Origin of the sequence: Companilactobacillus miaonis (genome assembly GCF_036913615.1) — a bacterium.
In the GTDB taxonomy this organism is placed as follows: domain Bacteria; phylum Bacillota; class Bacilli; order Lactobacillales; family Lactobacillaceae; genus Companilactobacillus.
Genome location: NZ_JAYKTX010000007.1, coordinates 64590 through 91482, shown reverse-complemented (window position 1 = coordinate 91482; position 26893 = coordinate 64590). Strand labels below are relative to the sequence as shown.

Genomic DNA, 26893 nt, shown 5'->3' with positions numbered 1-26893 from the left:
TAATTATTCAATACCATTTCTAATAATGCAAGTTGACTTTCAGGCTAGAAACTGAATCAATCAGGTCCTGATCATGGTCGATCAACAACATCGTTGGATGTTGCTTTTTTATTGCCTCAATGATCTGTTGACGAGTGATGACGTCTAAATAATTCAACGGCTCGTCCCAGAAATAGAGATTGGCTTCTTCTGAAAGGCTGACCGCTAAGGCGACTTTACGTCTTTGTCCTTGGCTCATCTGTTCAATTGGTTGTTCAAAGAGATAGCGTTCGAAGCCTAATTTTCGCAGATTTGAAAAAACTAATTCGGGTTCAATTTGTTTTTGTTCCGCCAACTGACGGATGGTTCCTTGCAATTCATTGTCTTGTCGCAAATAAGAAATTTTTAAGCCTTTGGCTAATTGGACATCTCCACTCTGTTCAAAAAAATGAGACAATCCTAAGATATTTTTGACAATTGAACTTTTTCCAATTCCATTGGGTCCTATAAGTGAAACGACTTGATTCACTTCTATTTTAAAATTGACTTTAGGAACAATTATTTCACCTTTTTCTAAAGATAAATCAATTACTTGCAGAAAAACCTTAGGATACTTTAATTCTTGATAATTAAATTTTAATGGATCTTCAATTTCAATATTCTTCAATAAAGACTGCTTCTCACTTACTGATTTGTCAATTCGTTTCAGAACATGTTGGGCCTTCTTCATCATCTTTCTAGCAGTACTATCAGGATTAACCTCCGATTCCAATGCCCAATTTCTTCGTTCATTCGCCGTAACTTTTAAACGATTAATATCTTTTTGCAACTGTCTCTTTTGAGATAACTCTCGTTCATCCTGATAATTTTTTTGCTGCTGCCAAATATCAAAATTTCCTTTATAAACCGAAATTTCGTTTCGATCAATTGATATTACGTGATTGATCACTGGATTTAAAAAACTTTTATCATGGCTTATAACTATAAATCCTTTTTTACCCTTTAAGTATTTGGCCACTGTTTTTCGACCTTCAATATCTAAATGGTTCGTCGGTTCATCAAGCAATTGAAAACCTGATTCATCGAGAAACAGAATAGCCAATAACACTTTAGTTTGTTCACCAGGACTTAAATTAGAAAATTTTCGTTGCAAAATATCGGCATTCAGTTGCAACTTTTCTAATTCAATTTCAATTTTCCAAAGATCGTAATCTTCTAAATGTGCTAAATTCCTAACAATTTCAATAGTTAGCACATTCTTATCAACAACCGTCTGTGGATAATAATAAAAGTTCAGGTTAGAAATTATTTCACCTGAAAAATCTAATTGCCCCATTATCATCTTTAACAAGGTTGTCTTACCTCGGCCGTTACGACCTATCAGACCCAATTTCCACGACTCGTCTATTTTCAAATTAATTTTGCTGAAAAGATCTGTTGCCATTTGATCATATCTAAAACTAACATCTTTTATTTGTATTGTTCCCACAAGAAAAATACCCCCGATGTAGTCAAGAATTTACTTGGACTACATAAATTTATATGATGAATTAAAGAATTTTTTTCTCAACTTTAAAATCCCCTTTCGTTTCCACATAATTATTTATGTAGTTCAATCCTTTTACTAGAAACTGAATCAATCAAGTCCTGATCATGGTCGATCAACAACATCGTTGGGTGTTGTTTTTTTATTGCCTCGATAATCTGTTGACGAGTGATGACGTCTAAATAATTCAACGGCTCGTCCCAGAAATAGAGATTGGCTTCTTCTGAAAGACTGACTGCTAAGGCAACTTTACGTCTTTGTCCTTGGCTCATCTGTTCAATTGGCTGTTCGAAGAGATAGCGCTCAAAGCCTAATTTTCGCAGATTTGAAAAAACTAATTCAGGTTCAATTTGTTTTTGTTCCGCCAACTGACGGATGGTTCCTTTTAATTCGTTGTCTTGTCGCAAATAAGAAATTTTTAAATTATTTGCCACGTTAATACTGCCTGTCTGTGTAAAAGGTTGTGGTAAACCGAGGATTTGTCTAAAAATGGTCGTCTTACCAATCCCATTTGGTCCAGTCAGCGCAACCACTTGATCTCGTTTAACTTTAAAACTCACTTTGGGAGTTTTTATTTCATCATGTTTTAAAATTAAATTTTCCACTTGAACAAACACGTCAGGATGATTTCTTTTTTCGTAATTTAATTCTAGTGGTGCTTCAATCTCGATATTTTTTAATAGTGCCTTTTTTTCGTCGATTGCAGAATTAACTCGATTCTCAGCCGTCTTAGCTTTTTTCATCATCTTGGCCGCTTTGGTTCCGATAAAACCTTTATCGAGATGGACTTTTTCATGATACTGTTTACGGTTCTTATGTGCTTCAGTTTGACGTGACCAGTTTTCACGTTTAACAGCCATCTCATGCAAACGATTGATGTCTTTTTGTAATTGCTCTTTTTCATCCGCTTCATGTTGATTTTGTCGTTCCCATTGCGTTTGCCAAGTGTCAAAGTTTCCTTTGTAGACTGAAATGTCATTTCGATCTATAGAAATAACGTGGTCGATGACTGGATTCAAGAAACTTTTATCGTGAGAAATGACAATAAAACCTTTTTTACTCTTTAAATAATCGGCAACAATTTGACGTCCCTCAATATCTAAGTGATTAGTTGGTTCGTCGATCAGTTGAAAGCCTGATTCATCAATGAAGAGAATCGCCAATAAGACTTTGGTCCGTTCCCCAGGACTTAGGGTTGAAAACTGCTGTTTTAGAACGCTTTGGTCGACTTTTAACTTGCCTAATTCGACTTCTATTCTCCAAAGTTCATAGTCTTCTAATTGCGTGATTTCTTTTACCACATCGACGGTCAATAAATCTTTGTTCACAACGGTCTGTGGATAATAATAAAAATTCAGGTTGGAAATTATTTGTCCACTGTATTTCAACTGACCTAACAACATTTTCAACAAGGTTGTCTTGCCGCGGCCATTTCGACCAATTAAACCAAGTTTCCAGCTCTCATCGATTTTCAAATTCAGGGAATTGAAGAGATTGTCCATCATTTGATCATATTTGAAACTTACATTTTCTATTTGAATTGTTCCCATAAAACAACACCTCACAAGGTGTCAGTTAGTCGACTTAAGCGCACAAAAAAAGAACGCTAAACAGCGTCCTCCCTTTTTACAGGAAGCACTGTTGAGAATTTAAGCCGAGCTAAACTACACACCATATATTTCTATATTTGTATAATTTAAAACTCTAACTTAATTTCTCAACGGCGCACTTCCTTTCTCGTATTAAATTACTTATAAATTACCAACTTAAATTCAGAAAGTCAAGACTAAACTAAATCATCTTTGCCAATTAGCTTAACATCGGCATTTAAACAGTGCAATTTCCAAACAACTTGATCATAACCACGCAGAATGTTTTCTGCATGATCGATAACGGTCTGTCCATCAGCTAGAAGTCCGGCAATCATCAAGCAAGCTCCAGCTCTGATTTCTTCAGCAGAAACATTGGCACCTTTTAAGTGTGTTCCACCATGTACAAAAATCAGGTCGTTTTCACTAGTAATATTGGCACCCATTTTAGTTAATTGGGCGATGTGTTTTACTCGTTTAGGATAAATCGTATCGATAATCATTGCCTCACCACTAGCTTTCATCAACAACGGTGTAATAGGTTGTTGCAAATCAGTAGCAAAACCTGGATATGGCATCGTTTTGATGTTAACTGCTTTCAAATGTGGTGATGGTTTAACGTAAATACTATCTTCGCCAACTTCTAGATTAACGCCCATTTCATCCAATTTAGCTAAAAAGGCATCCAAATGTTCACTAATAATATTTTTAACTAAAATATCGCCGCCATTAGCAGCAGCCAAACTTAAATACGTTCCTGCTTCAATTCGATCAGGAATAATTGTATGAGCATTGTTGGAACGAAGCGTATCAACACCTTCAATACGAATAGTTTCCGTTCCGACTCCACGAATAACAGCACCCATGTTATTTAAGAATGTTGCTAAGTCAATGATTTCTGGTTCTTTAGCAGCATTTTCAATAATCGTTGTTCCCTTAGCTTTTACAGCTGCCAGAATAACGTTGATCGTTGCTCCAACTGAAACCATATCTAAGAAAATCTTGGCTCCTTTAAGACCTTCTTCAGGAGTTGTGATAATGATTTGCCCGTGTCTGTTCTCAACGTGTGCACCAAGTGCTTCAAATCCTTTGATGTGTTGATCAATTGGACGTGGACCAATGTCATCCCCACCCGGAAAACCAACGACAGCCTTGCCAAAACGACCTAGCATTGCCCCCATAAAGTAATACGAAGCTCTTAAACTACTAACTTTTCCACTAGGTAATTCAGCAAATTGGATTTTTGTTGGATCAATTTTTAATACATCATTATTCATTTCAGAAGTAACGTTCATATCTTTTAAAATTGAACACAAATTTTTTACATCTCTAATTTGTGGTACCGAATCTAACACTACTGGTGTCTCAGACAAAATAGCAGCTGGAATCAAGGCTACGGTACTGTTCTTAGCCCCGCCAATTGTTACTTCACCTGATAATTTCTTTCCACCGTTGATTACAAGTTTTTGCATAAGCTTTTTCCTAACTATATTTAACTAAACAGACTACATGTTATCTTCGTCAAGTCCTGAAGCTGCACCGATAAAGCCTTTGAACAAGCCTTCTGGCTTAGTTGGTCTTGATAAGAATTCTGGATGGTATTGAGCGGCAATGAAGAACTTGTTTTCAGGGATTTCAATAACTTCAACCAAGTGATTATCTGGTGAAACACCTGAGAATACTAAACCAAGGTCTTCAAATTGTTTACGATATTCATTGTTAAATTCATATCTGTGACGATGTCTTTCTTGAATAACTGATTGATTACCGTAAGCAGCGGCTGTTTTTGTACCTGGTTTTAGTTTACATGGATATGCACCCAAACGTAAAGTACCTCCACGATCTTCGATATCCTTTTTGTCTGCCATGATATCAATGATCTTGTGTGGAGCATTTTCATCAATTTCACCAGTTGTAGCATCCTTGATACCAGCAACGTCTCTAGCAAATTCGATACTTGCCATTTGCATACCTAAACATAGTCCAAGGTATGGAACGTCATTTTCACGAGCATACTTGATAGCAGCAATCATACCCTCAAGTCCACGACTTCCAAATCCACCAGGAACAAGGATTCCGTCTGAATCTTTCAAGTAATCAGCAACGTTGTCGTCATTGATCAAGTCAGCTGAGATCTTTTCGATTTCGATTTCAGTATTGTATGCGTAACCTGCTGAACGAAGAGCTTCGGTAACAGAAATATAAGCATCTTGTAACTTAGTATATTTACCAACTAAAGTGATCTTTGTCTTATGTTGTAAGTTGTTTACACGATCAACCAACTTATGCCAATCTGACATATCAGCTTCTGGTGTATTTAGATGTAAGTAACGACAAACGATGTCATCAAAGTGTTGTGCTTGAAGGTTCAAAGGCACATCGTACAATGACTTAGCATCGCGTGATTCGATAACTGCTTCAGGATCAACGTCACAGAATGATGCAATCTTGTCTTTCATACTTTGTGGCATTGGAAGTTCTGTTCTAACTACTAAGATGTTAGGTTGAATACCAATTCCACGTAATTCTTTAACACTGTGTTGTGTAGGTTTAGTCTTCATTTCACCGGCTGCCTTTAAATAAGGAACTAATGAAGTGTGAATGTAAACTACGTTTTCAGAACCAACTTCTGCTTTCATTTGACGTAATGCTTCTAAGAATGGTTGTGATTCGATATCACCAACAGTACCACCAACTTCAGTAATGATAACGTCTGAATCAGTTGTTGTAGCTGCACGCATGATCTTTTGTTTGATCATATCTGTAATATGTGGAATTACTTGAACAGTTGCACCGTTATAATCACCACGACGTTCGCGACGAATTACTTCGGAATAAATCTTACCTGTTGTAACGTTTGAATACTTGTTCAAATCGTTATCGATGAATCTTTCATAATGTCCAAGGTCAAGGTCAGTTTCTGTACCATCGTTAGTAACAAAAACTTCACCGTGTTGGTATGGACTCATTGTTCCAGGATCCACATTGATATATGGATCGAATTTTTGCATTGTAACTTTTAGGCCGCGGTTCTTTAATAATCTACCAAGGGATGCGGCAACGATTCCCTTACCTAATGATGAAACTACTCCACCTGTAATAAAAATGTATTTAGTCATAACTTCCTCCACATATTAATTCTAGGGATTTCTTACTCACAAAAATAAAAAAGTCCCCTATTCAGCATGAACAGGGAACTTAAAGTTGTCTATCTAATAGAGCCCGAACTATATAATACCGTGATATGTTCGAGTCGTCAAACTTTTAATTCAATTTTTTAATTAATTTTCGTCATCGTCGTCTTCATCATCATCGTCATCGTCGTCACTGAGATCGATATCCTCATCGTCATCATCAGCGTCAAATTCAGATAATTGACCTTCGATACCGTCATCTAAACCTTCATCACGGGCATCATCGTCATCGCCATCAACAGATGTTAAATCAGAATTAGTGAATTTAGACAAGTCAGGACCATTATCTGAGCCATCACTGTCATCATCATCGTCCATATCAGATACATTTAAATCACTATCGTCATCATAATCAACAACGTCATCGTCTTCATCATCGTCACTCAAGAAGGCATTAACCTTTTGAGCAGCTTTATGAGCATTTTCTGTTCCGTTATCTTCAGGGTGGTTTACTTCTTCGTCAACAGAATCGTATGGATACCATTTACGAAGTCCCCAAACATTTTCACCCAATGAAAGGAAACTACCATCATTATTCAAATCAGTATAGAATTGTGGAAGTGCTTCCTTGATCTCTTCATCTGACTTGCCCAAGTAGTCTTGCATTTCATTAACGATATCAGAAAAGTTCATAACTTCCTTCTTGTTTTCGTTAAGAATCTCGTATGCTACCTCAATCAATGAGAGTTCGTCTTTATTTTGATCCTTGAATTTATCAAACTTCAAACGTGTACACGTCCTTTCGCAGCGTCTTACTTATAATCATATCTACCTATACGCCAAAAATCAATCTAAACTTGTAATTACCTATTACATTATTATCGTAAACCAAGTCATAATCAATATTTATTTTACCAGAAAGTGGTTTACTAACAATTTCAACTTTAGAATCTTTGGTAAAAGTATCTAATGGCAAAACGCCATATTCAGTTTCCAATTGACCGGTGTTGTGCTTTTGATGCGTGAAATACAAGAGTGATGATAATTTGGTATCTTTAGCAACACGCTTGACATGAATTTCACCATCGCCACCAACTTTAACCAAGATTGAAGCTGTGGCATTATTTTCCAAGCTTTCATTAAAACGTAAATAAATCGAATTTCCAATTTGAGTAAACTTTCCGGGCTCGGCAATTTTTGTATGTGTTAAATTACCCTCTTGAAAAGTTTCGATACTCAAATTTACATTTATATCAATACTATTATTTTCCAATCCTTGCCGCCTCTACATGATAAAATTATATTAATTAATTAAAAGAAGTGATTAAGTGAACAATACTATTATATTATACGACCAAACAATTAGCTCAAATAAAGATATGCTCGTACCTTTTTCTGATACCGGAGCCATTTTAAAATTTGTCTCTGCCACTAATCAACCCGTGATTCATTTTTGGGTCACACCACCAACAGTTATTTTAGGGATGCAAGACAATCGTCTCAAGAACCTTCAAGCCGGTTTAAAATTATTCAACGACTTAGACTACGCTTATTACCTTCGCAACTCAGGAGGTTTAGGCGTGGTGACTGACAGTGGTATTTTAAATTTCACCATTTTTTTACCTGATAAGAACAATCTTCTGATAGATGATGCTTACGAAAAAATGTTTACAGTCCTCAAGAAAGCTTTTTCCTCTCAAGTTAAAACGGGTGAAATTTCCACTTCATACTGTCCTGGAACTTATGACCTCAGTATCAATGGCCAAAAATTTGCTGGAATTTCACAACGTCGTGCCGGTAATGGTGTGGCTATCATGGCCTATATTAGCATCAATGGAGATCAAAAAAAACGTAGTCAGTTAATGAAAGATTTCTATGAAGTTAGCAACTTCCCTAAAGCTACTAACTTCGCTTATCCAGAAATCGATATCCATACGATGGAAAATTTAGATGTTTTATTAAATCAAGAATTATCGATTGACCAAGCTAAAAAACAAATTTTAGACGTAATTTCTCAACAATATGACCTTGATAAAAAAACTTTTTTTATTATTCAAAAGTCGCAGCCTTATCAAGACGCTTATAATCATACTTTAACCGATCTATTAAAACGAAACCAAAAATTGGAGGAAAAATCATGACCTACAATATTGAAATGCTACCACGCGAAAAGGTTTTTCGTGATCCAATCCATAATTACATTCACGTTCAACATAAAGTGATTCTTGATTTGATCAATACTAAAGAATTTCAGCGTTTGCGTCGAGTCAAGCAACTAGGAACCTCATCTTTTACTTTCCACGGCGCTGAACATTCTCGCTTTGGACACTGTATTGGAGTCTATGAAATCACTCGCCAAATCTGCGATAACTTCCAAAGAAATTATTCAACTAAAGAGCCTGGTGACGGGCTTTGGGACGACAACGAACGCATTGTTGCTTTGTGTGCCGCTTTACTCCACGATGTCGGTCATGGTCCTTATTCACACACTTTTGAACACATCTTTAACACTGATCATGAAATGTGGACTCAAAAAATTATTACATCTCCAGAAACAGAAATCAATCACGTTTTGCGCCAAGTTTCCGATGATTTTCCTGAGAAAGTTGCTAGTGTTATTTCTCACACTTATCCTAATCCCCAAGTCGTACAAATGATTTCTAGCCAAATCGATGCCGACCGAATGGATTATTTGTTGCGTGACGCTTATTTCACAGGTACCAAGTATGGCATGTTTGACCTAACGAGGATCTTACGGGTTATGCGTCCTTATAAGGGTGGCATTGCCTTTGATTATGACGGAATGCATGCGGTTGAAGACTACGTTTTAAGTCGTTTCCAAATGTACCAACAAGTTTATTTCCACCCGGTTTCTCGTGGTATGGAAGTCGTTTTGACGAAACTTTTGCAACGGGCCAAGGATTTGTATGAGCACAATCACATGAATGGTTTTGAAATGCCAAGTTTATTGATTCCTTTCTTTGAAGAAAAAGTCAATATCGATGATTATTTGTTACTAGACGATGGCATTCTCAATACTTACTTCACGCTTTGGCAAAGTTATCCCGATGAAATCCTGAAAGACTTAGCCTACCGTTTCTTATCGAGAAAGCCTTTTAAATCAGCCAAATACGACCACAAAACAAAGCATCTACTACCTGAAATTGCGGATATCGTCGAAAGTGTTGGTTTCCAAAAACGCTATTATACTGACACTAATACTAGTTACGACTTACCTTATGACGTTTACAATCCTAATTCCAGCAAAAGTAAAACTCAAATTGAGATCATGCAAGCGGACGGTTCTTTGATCGAATTATCTACTATCAGTCGTTTAGTAAATGCTCTGACTGGAAAAATTTCTGGGGATGAACGTTTTTATTTCCCCAAATCCATGTTGATCAAGCACTCAGACGACATTTTCAGCGACGAATACGACAAATTTCAACAGCATATTCACAATGATAAAATTATTTAAAGTTGCAGCGCTTTCAAATGGCCATTAATTTTATTAAAATAAGTAATAGCAAGTATTCAAAATTGTATTTCTTATTTAGCTCAATGAACCAATTTTGAGCGATTGGAGGATTTCATGAAAGAATTTTCAAATCAAACAAGAACAAAGAACCTACAAGCTATGCAAGATCAAGAACTGGATTTACTAGTCATTGGTGGTGGTATTACTGGTAGCGGCATAGCAATAGACGCTCAAAGTCGACACATTCAGACTGGACTACTTGAAATGCGTGATTTTGCTTCTGGTACTTCTAGCCGTTCAACCAAGTTAGTTCATGGAGGTTTGAGATACTTAAAACAGGCTGCAATTAAAGAAGTTCACGAAGTTGGTAGTGAACGTGCAATTGTTTATAACAACGCTCCTCAAATCACTACCCCTGTCAAAATGATGTTGCCATTTTACGAAGGTGGAACTTTCGGACCTTTCACCACTGCAATTGGTTTGGATGTCTATGACCGTTTGGCTGAAGTTAAATACTCCGAAAGAAAATACATGTTAAACGCTCGTGACACGATTGAACGCGAACCTTATTTGAAATCGGAAAATCTCAAAGGTTCTGGAGTTTATGTCGAATATCGAACTGATGATGCTCGGTTAACTCTAGAAGTTTTGAAAAAAGCTAACGACTTGGGAGCTCAAATTGCTAACTATGTCAAAGTAACTGGTTTATTATATGAATCTGGCAAAGTAGTCGGCGTTACTTTTGAAGATCAAATCACTGGTAATATTGGTGAAATTCATGCTAAAAAAGTTATCAACGCCGCAGGTCCCTGGGTCGATGAAATTAGAAAGATGGATGACTCTGACAAAGGCAAACACCTACACTTAACCAAAGGCGTTCATTTAGTTATTGATCACGAAAAGTTTCCAATCTCTAATTCTGTATACTTTGATACTCCTTTCCACGATGGCAGAATGATGTTCGCTATTCCTCGTGAAGGCAAGACTTATATCGGAACAACTGACACGACTTGGACTGACGACCCTAAAGAGCCTTCAATTACAGCTACCGATGTAACGTATATTTTAGCCGCCGCAAATCAAATGTTTGATTTACCAGAGTACTTAACACCTGACGATGTTGAAACCGGCTGGAGTGGAGTCAGACCTTTGATTCAAGAAGAAGGTAAAAGTCCCTCTGAAATCTCTCGAAAAGATGAAATTTTCCAATCAGACAGTGGCCTACTTTCCATTGCTGGTGGTAAGTTAACTGGCTATCGTAAAATGGCTGAAAAAATTGTCGACCGCGTCGCACAGCAACTGAGCGTTGAAAGCAATTATGATTTCCAACCTGCTCAGACAAGAGATTTAACCCTTGGCGGTGGTGATGTTGGCGGCAGTGAAAACTGGATGAATTTCTTCGACAAAGAAGTTCATGAAGGAATCGTCAATTTTGATTTGGACCGTGAAGATGCTGAGAAATTAGTTCAACGTTATGGTTCAAACGTCGAAAGTATTTACAAATTATTACCCGAGACACATACCAAAGCACGCCTACCAAGAGTCGATTGGGCCATGTTAGAGTATGGCTTACAAAATGAAATGGTCGAGCATCCAATCGATTTTCTCTTACGTCGCAGCAGCCAAATGTTATTTGATTTGAAACACATGAAATCAATTAAAACAAATGTAATCGAGTATATGGCAAAGTTCTATCAATGGGATGACGCCACTAAGGAAGCAATGACTGATGAAGTCAATCAAAAATTAGCTTTGACTGATTTGAGTGCTATTAAGAAGAAGTATGCTGAATATAAAAAGAATTAGTGTATTTCTCTTTATTTAAGTAGTGTTGGTGTTGGCCCACCACGTTCCAGCCAAAATCGGCTTTGCTATGGAGGACGGCATCCTTAAAAATCATAAAAATAAAATTACTCTTTCATTTTTTTCAAAATATAGTAAAGTGAAGTTTGTACTTGTAAAAATCAATGAAGGAGATCAGTCGAATGTTAAAGGAATTTCAAGAGTTCATTTCCCGTGGTACTGTTGTTGACTTAGCTGTCGGTGTTATCGTTGGTGCGGCTTTTAATAGTTTAGTATCAGCAATCACCACCTATCTTTTGAATCCGCTAATTGGACTCATCATTGGGCAAATTGACTTGTCTGACATGAAGTTTCAAGTATTAGGCGCAACCTTTTTAATCGGTGACCTAATCAATGCCATAATCAATTTCCTAATCATCATGTTCGTCGTGTTCTTAATCGTTAAAATGATGAACCGCATGCGTCGTGATGGCTCTCGTAGTAAGTTTGACCAAAATGGTGAGGAAATACCTGATCCACAAACTGAATACTTACAACAAATCCGTGATTTACTAAGATATCAACAAAGACATAACAACAACAATCGTTATTAACTAAAAAAACAGAGATTTATTAAGACTTTCGTCATAAAATAAATCTCTGTTTTTATTTTGCTTTATTTCAGTGGCGTAACAACTTTCAAATCCAAAGCTTGTAAAAATCCGCTCTGACCATCGACTACCATTGGAATTACATTAACACTTGGCGCAGCACTTGTTACGTAACTTTCGTCTAGTGGCATCATCCCATTGATACTTATGTCGAGTGATTTCGGCATACCTTCAATATGGATCTTATTGTCAATGGCTGGGGTCTTATTAACATCATCACAAATCTTATGTACATAAATCAAACTGACTTTGGCCTCACCATTGACCATGCCACTCATAACAAATTTGTGTCCCGCAATGGTACCTTTTTTGACCGTACCAAAAATTGGATGCAAATCTTCCTGAGCGGTATAGCACGTATGCTCAATCTGCATATCATCAAACTTGAAGCCTAAGCGATCACCCATCTCGTAAACTCCTGAGATATAGTATGAGGCGATTCCTAACTTTAATTTATCTTGAGGAAATTTCTCAGGATCCATGCCATAACCGAAAACTTTGACCCAGCTAGAATAGTTGTGTTGATCGTCTTCTCCGGACTGAACCGTAATTTTATCAACTCGACCCATTAAACCTGCCAAAACAGTCGGAATATATGAAGCGTATGCTCCCGGTAATAATCCCGTTGGCAAATACGAAACACCATTTTCCTTGGCTGTATCGTTGATCATTTTATACAAATCTGGAGTCGTTGCTTGTGAATAATATATTGGCAAGGTTGTAATTACATTCTTCTTTGCCTTTAAAACTTTACAAATATCTTCTGCACTTGGAGTAAAGCCGCCTTTTTCATCTCTTACCAAAGGTGTGTAATCTAAAACTACATCAGCATCCAGCTTTAAAGCTGAATCAATATTATCAGTTACAGTGATACCAGTCTTTGGAAAATCAAAAATCTCACCGGCATCTTTACCAATTTTCTTAGGATCAACATCAACAGCACCAACTAATTTCAGAGATTCTTTTTCTTGAATCATTCTGATGGCTGCTCTACCAACGTTTCCTAAGCCCCAAACGATAATTTTGTATTGTTTCATAAATATCACTCCCACTGGTCTTAATCGGCCCTTTCTATTGCTCATAATATCACGAACTTATAGGCCTTTAAATCAAAAACAGCAGCAAAAAAGAGCCACTTTTTACAAAGTGACTCTTTTTATAACATTTCTAAAATGAGTTACCCAAGCCAGGCTTGTTTCACTCTCTAACTTAAACGAGTTACACAAGCCAGGTTCAGCCATATAGCTACATTTCCCAAATCACACGCAAAACCGGCGTGCAATTCGTGAAATTAGGCTATCTGTCTGAACCTAACCGGCTTGTTCCACTCTCTTTCTAGTTCTTGCTCTTGAAACGTGTGTCAAACAATGGACTAACTGGTTCATTGTCGTAAATACGTTTGATTGCTTCACCGATAAGTGGTCCAACTGAAACTTGAACCATCTTGTCGATAACTTTTTCTTTAGGGAGATTGATTGAATCTGTTACAACCAATGTCTTAATTGGTGAGGCTTCAATTCTCTCGATAGCAGGGCCTGAAAGAATTGGGTGTGTACAACATGCGTAAACTTCAGTTGCACCAGCATCGATCAAAGCTTGTGATGCAAGTGAAATTGTACCAGCTGTATCGATCATATCATCGATGATGATGGCACGCTTGCCTTTAACATTACCAATAATGTTCATAACTTCGGCAACATTGGCACGAGGTCTTCTCTTATCGATAATAGCAATTGGTGTCTTCAAAAATTCAGCTAACTTTCTAGCACGAGTAACACCACCGTGGTCAGGTGAAACAACTACGGCATCTTCTTCAAGATGATTTGTTAGGAAATAGTCAGCCAATAATGGAGCACCCATCAAATGGTCAACTGGGATATCAAAGAATCCTTGGATTTGTGCAGCATGAAGATCAAGTGCAAGCACACGATCAACACCAGCACGTTGCAACATGTTAGCAACTAGTTTAGCTGTGATAGGTTCACGTGAACGAGACTTACGGTCTTGTCTAGCGTAACCATAATAAGGAATCACAACGTTGATCACACTAGCTGAAGCACGTCTAAGTGCATCAACCATGATCAAAAGTTCCATCAAGTTGTCGTTAACTGGTGCTGAAGTTGATTGAATTAAGAAGACTTCTGCTCCACGAATACTTTCTTCAATATTGATTTGGATTTCACCATCACTGAAACGTGTAACTGATGACTTTCCAAGTGGTACTCCAACAGTCTTAGCAATTTTTTCTGCCAATGGCTTGTTTGAGTTCAATGCAAAAATTTTCATACGTCGTTCATTATTTTCAAATGACATTTAATTATTCACCCTTATTTCCATTCTTCACTTTTTGATAGTGGTAATCTATCCCAAAAATCTTCTTTGTTTGTTTGTCTTTGACGCGCAATAGCCATCGCATGCTTTGGAATATCTTTTGTAATAGTTGAACCCGCTGCAATAAACGAGTGGTCAGCCATTTCTACTGGTGCAATAATATTTGAATTGCTACCAATGAATGAATGGTCACCAATGGTACTGTGCCACTTCTTAACACCATCATAGTTAACGAAGACAACTCCGCAACCAACGTTAATGTCAGTTCCAAGCGTTGCATCACCAACGTATGTCAAATGACCTACTTTAGTTCTATCACCAATCTTGGCATTCTTAACTTCACAGAAATTACCGATATGAACATCACGGCCAATTTCTGCCTTAGGACGCAAGTGTGAATTAGGGCCAATGTTGCTGCCCTTGTGCATAATGGCACTTTCAATTGTTGAACTAATAACTTCAACATTGTCTTGAATCTCAGAATCAGAAATTCTTGAGCCTGAACCGATTACACATTCTGAACCAATTGTCGTCTTGCCAAAGATCTTAACATTAGGTTCGATAACAGTATCGTTACCAATCTCAACATCAATATCAATGTATGTATTATCTGGGTCAACGATTGTGACACCATCACGCATATGACTTTCATTGATTCTTCTTTGCATAATCTTCTCAGCTTGTGACAAAGCAACACGGTCATTGACACCAAGTGATTCACTGAGATCAGCCATCTCATAAGCAGCAACTTTTTTACCTTGTTCCTTCAAAAGAGAAATCACGTCTGGTAAATAGTATTCACCTTGAGCATTGTCATTGTTAACCTTGTGCAAGTTTTCAAAGAGCAACTTGTTGTCAAAGCAGAGAACACCAGTATTAATCTCTTGAATTTCTTGCTCACTTCTTGAAGCATCTTTTTGTTCAACAATTTTTTCGACGTTGCCACCATTATCACGGACGATACGACCGTAACCAAATGGATTGTCAGCGTGGGCTGTCAAAATTGTAACAGCAGCTTCTTGCTTTTCGTGATAATCAAGCAAATTTTCAAAAGTTTCAGCAGTGAAAAGTGGTGTATCACCATTTACGATTAGCGTGATTCCCTCTTTATTTCCCAAATCTTTTTCAGCTTGCATCACAGCATTAGCTGTTCCTAGTTGTTCTTCTTGTAAAGCATACTTCGTTCTATCACCAAGTAGATCTCTAACCTTATCAGCACCATTACCGATAATTGTTTCAATCAAGTCGGGTTCAATTTTTTCAACTTGAGTCAAAACATGGTCAACCATAGCTCTACCTGCAACAGGATGTAATACCTTGTATAGTCTCGATTTCATTCTTGTGCCTTTTCCGGCTGCAAGAATTATTACATAACGATTCGACATCAGAAACTCCCTTCAGTCATTCAAATATCCTTATATATAATAGCATTATTATACATAACTGCTCAATCAAGAATTTATTCAAAATAACTAAAATCAGTATTTGTCAAATAATTTCCTGGTTCAACGTTTAAAATTCGATTTTTAGTATCAATTTTAGTTACTTTAAAGATTGAAGTAACATCTGAATCACCAAATTGACTGTTGATATTAATATTTTCAGCAAAGACTGTAGCACCAACAAAGATTGCGTTGAATTCTGAGATCAAACTACGCAAACCATTGATCGTACCGCCGCCCTTCATAAAATCATCAACTACTAAAACGCGGGAGCCTTCCTTCAAACTACGTTTGGAAAGTTCCATTTTTTCTACCCGGTCACTTGACCCTGATGCATAGTTGACACTAATTGTTGAACCTTCAGTGATTTTAGAATCACGACGGACGATTACAAATGGAATGTTCAAGAAATTAGCAACACTTTGGGCAATTGGAATCCCCTTAGTAGCCACTGTCATGACAACATCGATTGAACTTTGCGAATATTGTGTAGCAATCATTCGACCGACATTTCTTAGCAATTCTGGATCAGCCAATAAATCAGTTAAATATAAGTAACCTCCTGGCAAAATCCGATTTGGTTCAACTAACTTCTTTGAAGTTTCCTCCACAAATTCAGTCGCTTCTTTTTTAGAAATTCCCGGTGTAAAAATCACCCCACCGCCAGCACCTGGCAATGTTTCTAAAACTCCAATACCTCGAATCATAAAGGTTCTTCTTAAAATTCCTAAATCCTCAGATATCGATGACTTAGCTGATTCGTAACGGTCAGCGAAAAACGCCAATGAAATTAGCGTATGTGGTCGTTCGAGTAAATAGCGAGTCATATCAATTAAACGTTCGCTTCTTCGTGTTTTCATCTTTTTTTCTCCTAAAACGTATCTCTCTACAAGATTATAAAGCAAAACAATGAACAATTCATATTTTTTTGAATGTAAACAGTATCATTCTACTAACTTTATAAACGTGAAACAAGTTTTTTTGATTTATTACTTATTTTCGATAGTGGTTAATTACCGTCTTCCGCACAAAACCTGTGATGGACTGAAACGCTGCCGACACAGGTTTTGTGCTCCAGACTATAGAACAATTCTATTTTTTATTGAGGTAATAACTTATAGGGTTTGCATATCACGTTCTATTCTGAATCCAGTTTGGATCTTTGTCCTTCATAATTAATTGAGGAATTTTTTTAAGAACAGAAATTCTATTCCAATCCTTCAAGAACCATTTTCAAAAATAGCGTGACACCAATTAGAATTCCATTTCCATAAAAATAAGAACATAGGTTAATCCCAATAGAACATCAATTTCTAAAAAAAATGGAAAATAATCAAAACATAGATCCGTTATTCAGCACCGGAGCAACAAAGCTGATGGAAATTATTCTTAGCAATTTATTGCTTAGAATAAGGCCGAGCTTGAAGATTTTTCCGGGTTTGAAAAAGCTTCAAGTCGTGCCCAGGGCGTTCCAGCCCAATCAGCTTTGTTGCGGAGGACGGCATACTTCACCAAAACACCAAAACGCCAAAAAATAAACCCAAGGTAATCAAAATACGATTGCCTTAGGTTTATTTTGTAGAGCTTGTTTTCTTAAAGTTGGGTTATTACCCACTAACGAGTTCTTATTATTCGGCTTCTGCTTCTGAATCCATTTCTGATTCTTCAGCTGGTTCTTCACTATCAAAGTGAATATCAATTGATTTTGTTAATAGATCAGCATAACTGTATGAAACTCTTTCAAAAGAGTTTTCATTTTGATCCAAATCTACAACAAATACTGAATGAAACGTTTCTGACAAAGTTCCGCGACGGCGGATTACTTTCTTACGACCTGCTTGTGCGACAATTGTTAAATTCTCACCTAAGTGTGAATCTAAACGACTCTTGATTGTCTTCAATGATGTTGGCATTATAATAATCACTCCTTAGGAGTGAAATTTTACCACGTTTTATTGAAAATTTCAAGGATTATCTTCATTTACAAGTTTTTTATTTTTGAAATTCTTCCGCCATTTGTTTGAATTGAGCGATGGAAACTTGCTCTGCACGGGCATTCTCAGCGATGCCACATTTTTCAAAAATCGCTTTGATTTTTTCACGACTTTCATCAGTCCGGCCTTGCCAATTCAACAAATTATTCATCAAACTCTTACGCTTGTGAGCAAAAGCCGAACGAACTACTTTGTTGAAGAAGACAGGATCAGCAATATCAACTTGTTCTTTTGGTAAACGATCCAAGACTGCTACCGCTGAATCAACCTTAGGTCTAGGAATAAATGAATTCCGTCCAACGATTCGATCAATTCTCGCCTTCATTTGTGTTTGAACCGCAATTGTCAATGAACCATATTCACGATGACCTGGATTTGCTGTGATTCGTTCTGCAACTTCCTTTTGCATCATCAAAACTAATGATTGGAATGGATAGTCGCTGTTGATAAGGTTCAACATGATTGGGGTTGTAATGTAATAAGGTAAGTTAGCAACTACCTTGATAGTCTTACCTTCCAACCCGTGATCTTTGACAAATTGATCAAGGTCAACTTTTAGAATATCCTGATTGATAACTTCGATATTGTCATAATATTGCAAAGTGTCAGCCAAAACTGGAATCAAATTTTCATCAATTTCAAACGCATAAACTTTTTGTGCCACTTGCGCTAATTTTTCCGTTAAAGCACCAATACCAGGTCCAATTTCGATGGCAATTTCATCAGCTTGCAAACCACTGGCATCAACAATTCCGTCCAAAACTTTTTCATTCGTTAAAAAATTTTGTCCTAAACTTTTCTTGGCACGCAGCTTGTACTTTCGCATGATGTCATTGGTCCGAATAGGATCGGCGATACTTAATCTATTTTGTGTCATTAGTACTTCCTTCATCAAATTTTTTAACTGCTGAAACTAAATCTTCGGGATTGATTTGAAACATATTCAATCGATTCAAAAATTGCTTTGCATTCGTGTAACCAATCTTTAACTCTGAACCAACAAATTCACGTCTTTGCTGCGAATCGCTTAATCCCGTCAAGCCCAAGTTGACCAAATCATCATGGTCATAATTTTGGAAATTGGTGTCACTCTTCGTGTAAACCGCCTCAAGAGCAGCTTTTATATCGGCGTTATTGGCATGTTCAATTCCTAAACTACCATCACTTTTTTTAGGGGTGGCTTGGTTTCTTGGCAAAAAGGCTTGCAATGCATTGGGAACAGCTTTAGAAATAATTGTCCGCAATCGATTGCCATTAAAATCAGGGTCAGTAAAGATAATCACGCCCCGCGTTTTTTGTGCAATTTTGATTCGTTCAATCGTTTCTTCATTCAAAGCTGATCCAGTCGTTTCAATCGTATCAACATCCCCAAAACAATCTTTCAGACGATTAGTATCAGACTTGCCTTCAACGACAATAATTTCTTTTATTTTTTTCATAAATTATACACTTTGTGAGCATTATTAAAGGTTTCTTCTGCCACAACCGATGGATCAATATCCTTCAATTTAGCAATCGCATCAACCACATATCTCGTGTAAGCAGGTTGATTTTGATGCCCACGATAAGGTTCCGGTGTCAAATATGGAGCATCAGTTTCCACCAATAGTCGATTCAAAGGAGTGTTCTTAGCCGATTCATGAACTTCAGGTGCATTTTTAAACGAAACCACACCACTGTATGAAATCCACAATCCAAGGTCCAAGAACTTATTCAACCAATTAACATCACCATTAAAACTGTGCATGATGATACCAGATTTTGACATATCATGATTTTTCAAAATTTGATACATGTCATCAAAAGCGTCACGGCAATGAATAGAAACTGGCATATTGTATTGCTTAGCCACATCTAATTGTTGAATTAGAACCTTCTTTTGAATTTCTGGTTCAGGATCTTCTTCCCAGTGATAATCTAAACCAATTTCTCCAATACCAACTACTTCAGGCAATTGAATTTGATTCACGAGCTGTTCTTCATTGTATTCCTTAGCAAATTCGGGATGCCAACCAACAACAGCATGCAGTGGTTGATAATTTTGAGCTAGACGAATTGCCTCAATATTGAATTCTTCATTTGAGCCAATGATTGCCATTTCCACAACATCTAGTTCTTTGGCATTATCGATAAACTGTTGCGTCTGACCGGCAAATGCTTCGTCATTTAAATGTGTGTGCGTATCAAATATTTTCATAGATTAACCTAAGATTGCTCCATTCTTGTGTGAATTGTCGACAATAGCAAGTTTAACTTCGTCACCTTTTTCAGTTGAAAGCAACATTCCATTACTCCATTCACCAACCATCTTACGAGGTTTGAGGTTAACGACTGCTAAGATTTTCTTACCGATCAATTCTTTGTAATTTGGATAATACTTGTGCATTCCAGAAAGGATCTGACGATCAACACCAGTACCATCATCAAGTTTAAATTGTAATAATTTATCTGAATTCTCAACTGGTTTAACATCTAGAACTTCAGTTACGACCATCTTAACTTTAGCAAAGTCATCGAATTGAATTTCTTCTGGGAAACCATCATCTTCAGCCTTTTGAGCCTTAGCTTTAGCTTGAGCGGATTTACTCAACTTACCAGCACCATGCTTAGCTTGTTCTTCAGCCATCTTACCCTTGATATAATCGACTTCTTCTTGAGCATCTAGTCTTGGGAAAATTGGTTCTGGCTTTTTCGTTACAGTCTTACCGACAACTGTTTCACCAAAATCGAGTGACTTATCTTTGTCATAATCTAATCCCAATTGAGCAAACATCTTGACTGGTGCTTGAGTCATTACAGGACTGATCAACAAGGCAATCAAACGAAGTGATTCAGCTAAGTGACCAAGGACTGATTGTAATTCAGCTTTCTTACTGTCATCTTTTGCTAGAACCCAAGGTTGTGTTTCATCAATATACTTATTAGCACGACTGATGAAAGCCCAAACACTAGCTAAAGCATCAGGAAATTCAAATTTATTCATGTGTTGACGATATTCTGCCAAAGTATCAGCATAAGTCTTTTCTAAATCCTTATCCAAGTCAGTAACAGCTTTTGTTGTCACGATCTTGCCATCGTCATACTTGTTGATCATTGAAATAGTTCTGTTTAAAAGATTTCCTAAGTCATTAGCTAGGTCATAGTTGATCTTGTCAACATAATCTTCTGGAGTGAAGACCCCATCATTACCAAATGGCATAGCACGCATCAAGTAATAACGAAGTGAGTCTAGGCCGTATCTTGAAACTAACATTTCAGGGTAAACGACGTTACCTTTAGACTTAGACATCTTACCGTCTTTCATCAATAACCAGCCGTGGCCAAAGACTTGTTTTGGAAGTGGCAAATCTAGTGCCATCAAAATAATTGGCCAATAAATTGTATGGAATCTAACAATTTCTTTACCAACGAATTGGACGTTAGCAGGCCAGTATCTCTTGAAGAGTGAATCATCATCACTGCCATAACCTAAAGCTGTAATATAGTTCAACAATGCATCGACCCAAACATAAACGACGTGTTCAGGATTACTTGGAATCTTAACACCCCAGTTGAAACTAGTTCTTGAAATAGCCAAATCTTCAAGACCTGGTTTAATGAAGTTGTTGATCATTTCATTCTTTCTAATTTCTGGTTGGATGAAGGTTGGATTGTCTTTGTAATATTGCAACAAACGATCAGCGTACTTGTTCATTCTAAAGAAATAACAAGGTTCCTTAACTAGTTGAACCTCATGTCCAGATGGAGCTTTTCCGCCAGTAACATTGCCATCCTTATCACGGTAAACTTCAGCCAATTGTGATTCAGTAAAGTATTCTTCATCATCAACTGAATACCAACCAGCATATTCACCTAAATAAATATCGCCTTGTTTAATTAAACGTTCAATAATTTTTTGGACAGCCTTAACGTGATATTCGTCAGTGGTACGAATGAACTTGTCGTTGGAAATGTCCAATTTCTTCCAGAGTTCTTTGATACCTTTAGCCATCATGTCCACATATTCTTGTGGTTGCATGTGTTTTTCTTCGGCTTTTTGTTCAATTTTGAGACCATGTTCGTCAGTTCCTGTTAAGAAAAAGACGTCATAGCCTTCATTGCGCTTGTAACGAGCTAATGTGTCCGCTGCAATCGTTGTATATGAGTTCCCAATTGTTAATTTACCTGATGGGTAATAAATGGGAGTTGTTATGTAAAATGTTTTTTTATCTTCAGTCAATATATTAACCTCCACCGCTTTCAAATTGATATTAAGTATAGCATTTTTTTATATTTGTGAAAAAACGTTCGTTGCATCATCTGTAATCATTAAACCTGTTGAATCCATATGTAAATCTTCCTTATTGATTGCAACTAATTTAGCCTTTGGTGAACTGTATTCTAGTAAGCCAGCAAATGGATAAACTTTGAAACTAGTTCCAACCACAACCAATAGATCAGCTTTTTGAACCGCCAAGGCGGCATTTTGAAAGTTTTCAGGGTTAATATTTTCACCATACAGGACAGTTGTACCGGGACGAATAATTCCGTTATCTTCGTGATGTCGATAATCCTTCAAATATTGCTTATAATCGAACTCTTTGCCACAAGTTAAGCAATGAATATTATCGTACAAGTTGCCGTGAAATTCTATGACATTTTTTGCTCCAGCCTTAGTATGCAATTTATCAACATTTTGCGTCACAATTGCACCTTTTTGATTAGAGATCTCTGCCATTTTTTTATGAATGATATTCGGTTGTGCATCAGGAAAGTACATATTATGAACTACAAAGTCGTGAAAAACATCCGGATGCTTGATCAAATTGTCGTGACTCAACATATACTCTGGCGGAAAATTAAATTTTTCCCGCTTATAGAGCCCATTTTTCGAACGGTAATCAGGAATTCCTGACGGAACTGAAACTCCTGCACCAGTTAGAAATGTTACAAACTTTGCCTCTTTCAATAATTGTTTAAATTCCTCAATCTTCTGCACAAAAACTCCTCCTATCTAGTTAAGAATCTGACCTCTTCTTTCTTGAAAACATCTTCAATTTTATATTGATAGAATGCTTTATAAAACTCTGGTGTCACTTTGTTAGGATCAATATCTAATGTCGTTACACTTTGCCCATCGTTGATACCTAATAGAACAAAGGCATCCTTACCAGTAGCACGGTTTTTGAAAGCTGAATGTTTAACTTGATAAACCTGATTCAATTCCAAACGCAATTGGCGCTTTGAAAGTACCGGCGTAATATTCAAAAATTCGTGGTACCCCAATCCTTCATAACCGTTCTCTAAAATAACTTCATTATAAGTATCAAGTGCGTTCACTAAAGCTCTTCTAAAGTGGAATGGATCCGATAAGTCATTAGCTTCCGCAATTTTGACCAACCGGCTAGCATATTTATATGATGTAGGAAATTCATCTTTCCATTCACTATCTTTAGCATGCTCACTAAAAATAATGCCATCAAACATAATTAAAGTCCGATAGAATCGCATATTAGCCAGATCTAATTGTACCTTAGGCTTCAAAGCGACATCGATGCCCTTCAAAAATTCCGCCTTAGTCTCATCATTATATGTTCCGTCAGCTTGTTGTGACTTCAAAACTGAGACATGTTCCAATGTTTCAAAAACTGAATTGGCAATGGCCAAAATTCGTCCATCGTAGTCTGGCTTACCTGAAGTCACGGCACAACTAATACTTGGCTCATCTGACAATTCTAGATCAATGTGATACAACTCATGTGCTAAAACAAAATCACGGAATTTTTCGTTCGTAATAATGATCTTAATTGTGTCACCTTTAATTTCATGACTAGCTTGATCAAGTGTTAAGAAATCTTGATTTGAATAATCAGAATAGATACTGATTTTCTTATTATTAGCTTGTTCAATCTTTTGTACCTGTTCTACAATATTAGTAGATAGGTCGTTATTATCTATTTGTTTCATTTACTACACCTCATTCAAAGGAGATTTTTATATGGATATCAAAGTTGATTTACCCAATAATTTGTTGCCCGATAAATATGGCAAATACGCTGCTCCTGAAGAAATAAAAAATGGGAAACCTATTATCAGTTTCCCAATCCAATTATCTAATCTTCCAGCAGAAACAAAAACTATCGCTTTGACTTTTACTGATCCTGATTCAATTCCCGTCTGTGGATTTGAATGGATTCACTGGACTACTGCTAACATTCCTAGTTCTCAAGTCAATATTCCCGAAAACTTCAGTCAGTTAGCTAAAAGCCCAGTCGTTCAAGGGAAGAATAGTTCTGCTAGTCCTCTGCTTGATGGATCCGATGTTCCAACTGGATACAACGGTCCAAATCCACCAGATCAAACCCATGATTACATTCTCAAAGTGTTCGCACTAGATGATAATCTTGATTTGGAAAATGGTTTCTGGATGAATGAATTATTGCACAAAATGGATGGTCACGTCTTGAGTTCTGCTCAAATAACCATTCCAAGTCGGGCTTAATTCACTCTTTTAAATGCATCTTGTGAAAATAGTTAAAGACATAGCCTTCTCGAACGCCGAAGTTTGAAAAACGAATTTCGGTCGAGGGGGTTTTTTTGATGATTTCAGAAATTATCAAAATCCCTCCTAAAATAACTTCATAGCGTCCATCACTCAATTCTTTGATCTGACTACGTTTTTCAATTGACAAATGAATCAATTTATTGAAAAGTTCATCAATTTGTTTGGTAGTGATCACTGAATTGTGAAGCGTCTTTTTTTTCTTGTTTTCACGATTCAAAATACTCGTAACAGCTCGCAATGTACCGCCCAAACCAACAAAAGTCGCATTAGTATTCATCCAGCCTAGTCGATCTAGTCGTTCATTAATATCTTTTCGAGCTGCCTTCAATTTTTCTTGTTTAATTGGATCACTCGCTAAATACAAATCAGAAATTGAAATGGCTCCGATTGGGATACTCAAGCCATGCTTTAAGCGTCCCTTCTTGGCCAAACTAATTTCACTGCTACCGCCACCAACATCGACAATCAGTGCGTCTTTAATTCGCATCGTGCTTCTGACTGCCACATAGTCATAATAAGCTTCTTCCTGCTCATTGATGATTTCTAATTGGAGACCGGTTTCTTTTAAAACGGCAAAAATCAGTTGTTCTTGATTTTTGGCCATTCTGACTGCTGCCGTAGCAATCAAACTAGTTCGGTCTACTTGGTACCTTTCGATTCGTGTTTGAAATTTCTTTAGAACATCGATTGTTTCTTCAATCTGTTCATTGGTCAAAAGTCGGCTTTGGGTAATAGATTTGCCCAGTCTAACCGGTTCACGCCAACGATCCAACGTTTTAAAACGATTCTTTTTCGAAGATCGATACACAGATGTTCTAATGGAGTTAGATCCAATTTCGATAACTGCTAACTTCAAATTACATCACATCCCATTGTATCAATTATATAAAAAAATAGGCCTACATAGTAGACCTATTTTCACATAGCTAAGAAATTAGTTCATTTCTTAATTGTTTTCGTTCATTAAAGAACTGACGATAGCCCAGATAGCAAGAAATTATTGAACCTAGACCAGTTGAAGCCAAAAGCATAAAAGTGACCATAATTTGGTATTTGATAGCTTTGACTGGATCAACACCCGCAAAAATCAAGCCGGACATCATACCCGGTAAACTGACTAATCCTAAGGTTTTAATTGAATCGATCGTCGGTTGCATACCACTTTTGATACTATCTCGTAAAATATCGAGTGACGCTAATTTCACATCAGCACCTAAAGCTAATTTCTCAAGGATTTGTTGATGACGGTCAGTAAAGGTCTGCTTCATATTGCGATAACAGAGTCCGATTGCGACCATGATGTTACTGGCAATCATTCCGGTGACTGGCACAATTTGTTCAGGGATAAATTTAATCGAACCAGTTAACACCAACGTTCCTAACGTTATCGTGGTACCTACAAAAATTGCTAGTAGTGAGGATTGAAAGGCCTTAGGAATACCATTGCCACGCTTACCAGCATTATAAGACGCATTGAGCACAATAATTACAAAGCAAGCTCCGGTTAACCAAATATCGTCTGCTTTGATCACGAATTTTAAAATATAACCAACAATTGATAATTGGACAATAGCACGAACGACACCTATTAAAATATCTTTATTAATTTGCAATTTTTCAATGTAACCAATTACCAAAGCTACTAAAACCAAAACAAAACCTAACATTAAAGTAGAATTAGACACTGTTAAATTAGACATTTTGCACCATCCCATCTTTAATCGTAATCGTATCGTGTGAGGCTTCAATTTCTGATTCATCATGAGTCACACGCAAAATTGTTACTCCTTGCTGATTAAATCGTTGTAACATTTCATGGACTATTGTCTTGTTTTCCACATCTAGCCCAGCAGTAACTTCATCAGTTATCAACACTTCGGGTGGAAAAATCAAATTTCTAATCAATGCAATCCGTTGTTTTTCTCCACCAGATACATCGTTAACACTTTTGTCGACATAGCTTTCATCTAGATTAACCATCTGTAAATATTCTTTAACTTTAGCTTCATCAAATTCTTGATTCCTAACTTCAAACGGGAAATTTAAATTTTCTCGTACTGTTTTACCAAACAGGGTTGGTTGTTGAAAAGCATAAGAAACACGCTGACGGTATTTAGTCGGTTCGTAAGTTTCAATTTTTCGACCATTAAACAAAACTTCCCCCGAAGTTTCTGAAATCATCGAAGCCAAAATTCTCATCAAAGTACTTTTACCACTACCTGATGGTCCAATAATCGTAATGTATTTTCCTTTTTCAATGTCTAAGTTGATGTGCTTAAGAATTTTTTTATCCCCAACTGAATAAGATAGATCACGTATCTCAAAAACTTTTTCCACAATATCACCTCTATAATCATTCTCGACTAATCATTATCACAATTACTTTGCATGAAATCTATTTAT

The 26893-nt window shown here is 36.9% G+C and carries 25 protein-coding genes; 5 read left to right on the top strand and 20 right to left on the bottom strand.

From position 1 onward, the window contains the following. Positions 1-19: 19 nt before the first annotated feature. From abc-f (U8521_RS07360) to U8521_RS07335, 6 genes are all read right to left on the bottom strand, one after another. On the bottom strand, positions 20-1468 hold the full coding sequence (gene abc-f, locus U8521_RS07360) for a ribosomal protection-like ABC-F family protein (RefSeq protein WP_334352343.1): 1449 nt from the start codon (positions 1466-1468) through the stop codon (positions 20-22). 110 nt (positions 1469-1578) lie between these two features. After that, entirely contained in the window at positions 1579-3075 is a 1497-nt protein-coding gene (gene abc-f, locus U8521_RS07355; RefSeq protein WP_334352342.1) for a ribosomal protection-like ABC-F family protein, read from the bottom strand. A 236-nt stretch (positions 3076-3311) separates the two neighbouring features. Continuing rightward, positions 3312-4586 (bottom strand): UDP-N-acetylglucosamine 1-carboxyvinyltransferase, encoded by a 1275-nt coding sequence (gene murA / locus U8521_RS07350; RefSeq protein ID WP_334352341.1) that lies wholly within the window; start codon positions 4584-4586, stop codon positions 3312-3314. A 33-nt stretch (positions 4587-4619) separates the two neighbouring features. Next, positions 4620-6233: a CTP synthase gene (gene pyrG / locus U8521_RS07345; protein ID WP_334331759.1), complete on the bottom strand. Its 1614-nt coding sequence runs from the start codon at positions 6231-6233 to the stop codon at positions 4620-4622. Positions 6234-6395: 162 nt separating this feature from the next. Further along, positions 6396-7034, bottom strand: coding sequence for a DNA-directed RNA polymerase subunit delta (rpoE, locus tag U8521_RS07340; RefSeq protein WP_334352340.1), 639 nt, complete (start codon positions 7032-7034; stop codon positions 6396-6398). A gap of 46 nt (positions 7035-7080) precedes the next feature. Further along, a complete protein-coding gene (locus tag U8521_RS07335; protein ID WP_334352339.1) occupies positions 7081-7521 on the bottom strand; it encodes a YwiB family protein in 441 nt (146 codons plus the stop codon). Positions 7522-7576: 55 nt separating this feature from the next. Between U8521_RS07335 and U8521_RS07330 the strand changes: the two genes are divergently transcribed. From U8521_RS07330 to mscL, 4 genes are all read left to right on the top strand, one after another. Then, a complete protein-coding gene (locus U8521_RS07330; protein ID WP_334352337.1) occupies positions 7577-8389 on the top strand; it encodes a lipoate--protein ligase family protein in 813 nt (270 codons plus the stop codon). Continuing rightward, a complete protein-coding gene (locus U8521_RS07325; RefSeq protein ID WP_334352336.1) occupies positions 8386-9726 on the top strand; it encodes an HD domain-containing protein in 1341 nt (446 codons plus the stop codon). The genes U8521_RS07330 and U8521_RS07325 overlap by 4 nt, the downstream gene beginning before the upstream one ends. A gap of 114 nt (positions 9727-9840) precedes the next feature. Continuing rightward, entirely contained in the window at positions 9841-11532 is a 1692-nt protein-coding gene (locus U8521_RS07320) for a glycerol-3-phosphate dehydrogenase/oxidase (protein WP_334352335.1), read from the top strand. A 179-nt stretch (positions 11533-11711) separates the two neighbouring features. Then, entirely contained in the window at positions 11712-12122 is a 411-nt protein-coding gene (mscL, locus tag U8521_RS07315) for a large conductance mechanosensitive channel protein MscL (RefSeq protein WP_135372293.1), read from the top strand. Positions 12123-12184: 62 nt separating this feature from the next. Here the strand turns inward: mscL and U8521_RS07310 are convergent, their stop codons facing one another. From U8521_RS07310 to U8521_RS07260, 11 genes are all read right to left on the bottom strand, one after another. After that, a complete protein-coding gene (locus U8521_RS07310; RefSeq protein ID WP_334331765.1) occupies positions 12185-13216 on the bottom strand; it encodes a hypothetical protein in 1032 nt (343 codons plus the stop codon). Positions 13217-13514: 298 nt separating this feature from the next. Continuing rightward, on the bottom strand, positions 13515-14492 hold the full coding sequence (locus U8521_RS07305) for a ribose-phosphate diphosphokinase (RefSeq protein ID WP_334331766.1): 978 nt from the start codon (positions 14490-14492) through the stop codon (positions 13515-13517). Between the two features lie 14 nt (positions 14493-14506). Beyond that, positions 14507-15895 (bottom strand): bifunctional UDP-N-acetylglucosamine diphosphorylase/glucosamine-1-phosphate N-acetyltransferase GlmU, encoded by a 1389-nt coding sequence (gene glmU, locus U8521_RS07300; protein ID WP_334352334.1) that lies wholly within the window; start codon positions 15893-15895, stop codon positions 14507-14509. A 74-nt stretch (positions 15896-15969) separates the two neighbouring features. After that, on the bottom strand, positions 15970-16812 hold the full coding sequence (gene purR, locus U8521_RS07295; protein ID WP_135372301.1) for a pur operon repressor: 843 nt from the start codon (positions 16810-16812) through the stop codon (positions 15970-15972). 768 nt (positions 16813-17580) lie between these two features. Continuing rightward, positions 17581-17865: a Veg family protein gene (locus U8521_RS07290; protein WP_334352333.1), complete on the bottom strand. Its 285-nt coding sequence runs from the start codon at positions 17863-17865 to the stop codon at positions 17581-17583. A 79-nt stretch (positions 17866-17944) separates the two neighbouring features. Next, positions 17945-18823, bottom strand: coding sequence for a 16S rRNA (adenine(1518)-N(6)/adenine(1519)-N(6))-dimethyltransferase RsmA (gene rsmA / locus U8521_RS07285; protein ID WP_334352332.1), 879 nt, complete (start codon positions 18821-18823; stop codon positions 17945-17947). Next, complete coding sequence (gene rnmV / locus U8521_RS07280; protein ID WP_334331770.1) at positions 18810-19385, bottom strand: ribonuclease M5; 576 nt, start codon at positions 19383-19385, stop codon at positions 18810-18812. Before rnmV ends, rsmA begins: the two co-directional genes overlap by 14 nt. After that, positions 19382-20143 (bottom strand): TatD family hydrolase, encoded by a 762-nt coding sequence (locus U8521_RS07275; protein ID WP_334331771.1) that lies wholly within the window; start codon positions 20141-20143, stop codon positions 19382-19384. The genes rnmV and U8521_RS07275 overlap by 4 nt, the downstream gene beginning before the upstream one ends. A gap of 3 nt (positions 20144-20146) precedes the next feature. Further along, entirely contained in the window at positions 20147-22165 is a 2019-nt protein-coding gene (gene metG, locus U8521_RS07270) for a methionine--tRNA ligase (RefSeq protein ID WP_334352331.1), read from the bottom strand. 48 nt (positions 22166-22213) lie between these two features. Further along, positions 22214-22915, bottom strand: a complete 702-nt coding sequence (locus U8521_RS07265; RefSeq protein ID WP_334332000.1) for an NAD-dependent protein deacylase — start codon at positions 22913-22915, stop codon at positions 22214-22216. A gap of 20 nt (positions 22916-22935) precedes the next feature. Further along, positions 22936-23892, bottom strand: a complete 957-nt coding sequence (locus U8521_RS07260; RefSeq protein ID WP_334352330.1) for a hypothetical protein — start codon at positions 23890-23892, stop codon at positions 22936-22938. A gap of 31 nt (positions 23893-23923) precedes the next feature. Here U8521_RS07260 and U8521_RS07255 point away from each other — a divergent pair, with 31 nt between their 5' ends. Then, positions 23924-24427: a YbhB/YbcL family Raf kinase inhibitor-like protein gene (locus tag U8521_RS07255; RefSeq protein ID WP_334352329.1), complete on the top strand. Its 504-nt coding sequence runs from the start codon at positions 23924-23926 to the stop codon at positions 24425-24427. A 1-nt stretch (position 24428) separates the two neighbouring features. Here the strand turns inward: U8521_RS07255 and U8521_RS07250 are convergent, their stop codons facing one another. The 3 genes from U8521_RS07250 to U8521_RS07240 all read right to left on the bottom strand — a co-directional run bounded on the left by U8521_RS07250 (position 24429) and on the right by U8521_RS07240 (position 26827). Continuing rightward, positions 24429-25346 (bottom strand): Ppx/GppA phosphatase family protein, encoded by a 918-nt coding sequence (locus U8521_RS07250; RefSeq protein WP_334331774.1) that lies wholly within the window; start codon positions 25344-25346, stop codon positions 24429-24431. A gap of 70 nt (positions 25347-25416) precedes the next feature. Continuing rightward, a complete protein-coding gene (locus tag U8521_RS07245) occupies positions 25417-26190 on the bottom strand; it encodes an ABC transporter permease (protein WP_334331775.1) in 774 nt (257 codons plus the stop codon). After that, positions 26183-26827 (bottom strand): ABC transporter ATP-binding protein, encoded by a 645-nt coding sequence (locus U8521_RS07240; protein ID WP_334352328.1) that lies wholly within the window; start codon positions 26825-26827, stop codon positions 26183-26185. The genes U8521_RS07245 and U8521_RS07240 overlap by 8 nt, the downstream gene beginning before the upstream one ends. Positions 26828-26893 lie beyond the last annotated feature (66 nt).

Bases quoted from the DNA above. Each gene is read 5' to 3' on its own strand.
- abc-f (WP_334352342.1), bottom strand. From the start codon at position 3,075: ATGGGAACAATTCAAATAGAAAATGTAAGTTTCAAATATGATCAAATG.
- murA (WP_334352341.1), bottom strand. From the start codon at position 4,586: ATGCAAAAACTTGTAATCAACGGTGGAAAGAAATTATCAGGTGAAGTA.
- pyrG (WP_334331759.1), bottom strand. From the start codon at position 6,233: ATGACTAAATACATTTTTATTACAGGTGGAGTAGTTTCATCATTAGGT.
- U8521_RS07325 (WP_334352336.1), top strand. From the start codon at position 8,386: ATGACCTACAATATTGAAATGCTACCACGCGAAAAGGTTTTTCGTGAT.
- U8521_RS07320 (WP_334352335.1), top strand. From the start codon at position 9,841: ATGAAAGAATTTTCAAATCAAACAAGAACAAAGAACCTACAAGCTATG.
- mscL (WP_135372293.1), top strand. From the start codon at position 11,712: ATGTTAAAGGAATTTCAAGAGTTCATTTCCCGTGGTACTGTTGTTGAC.
- U8521_RS07310 (WP_334331765.1), bottom strand. From the start codon at position 13,216: ATGAAACAATACAAAATTATCGTTTGGGGCTTAGGAAACGTTGGTAGA.
- U8521_RS07305 (WP_334331766.1), bottom strand. From the start codon at position 14,492: ATGTCATTTGAAAATAATGAACGACGTATGAAAATTTTTGCATTGAAC.
- glmU (WP_334352334.1), bottom strand. From the start codon at position 15,895: ATGTCGAATCGTTATGTAATAATTCTTGCAGCCGGAAAAGGCACAAGA.
- purR (WP_135372301.1), bottom strand. From the start codon at position 16,812: ATGAAAACACGAAGAAGCGAACGTTTAATTGATATGACTCGCTATTTA.
- U8521_RS07290 (WP_334352333.1), bottom strand. From the start codon at position 17,865: ATGCCAACATCATTGAAGACAATCAAGAGTCGTTTAGATTCACACTTA.
- rsmA (WP_334352332.1), bottom strand. From the start codon at position 18,823: ATGACACAAAATAGATTAAGTATCGCCGATCCTATTCGGACCAATGAC.
- rnmV (WP_334331770.1), bottom strand. From the start codon at position 19,385: ATGAAAAAAATAAAAGAAATTATTGTCGTTGAAGGCAAGTCTGATACT.
- U8521_RS07275 (WP_334331771.1), bottom strand. From the start codon at position 20,143: ATGAAAATATTTGATACGCACACACATTTAAATGACGAAGCATTTGCC.
- U8521_RS07260 (WP_334352330.1), bottom strand. From the start codon at position 23,892: ATGAAACAAATAGATAATAACGACCTATCTACTAATATTGTAGAACAG.
- U8521_RS07255 (WP_334352329.1), top strand. From the start codon at position 23,924: ATGGATATCAAAGTTGATTTACCCAATAATTTGTTGCCCGATAAATAT.
- U8521_RS07245 (WP_334331775.1), bottom strand. From the start codon at position 26,190: ATGTCTAATTTAACAGTGTCTAATTCTACTTTAATGTTAGGTTTTGTT.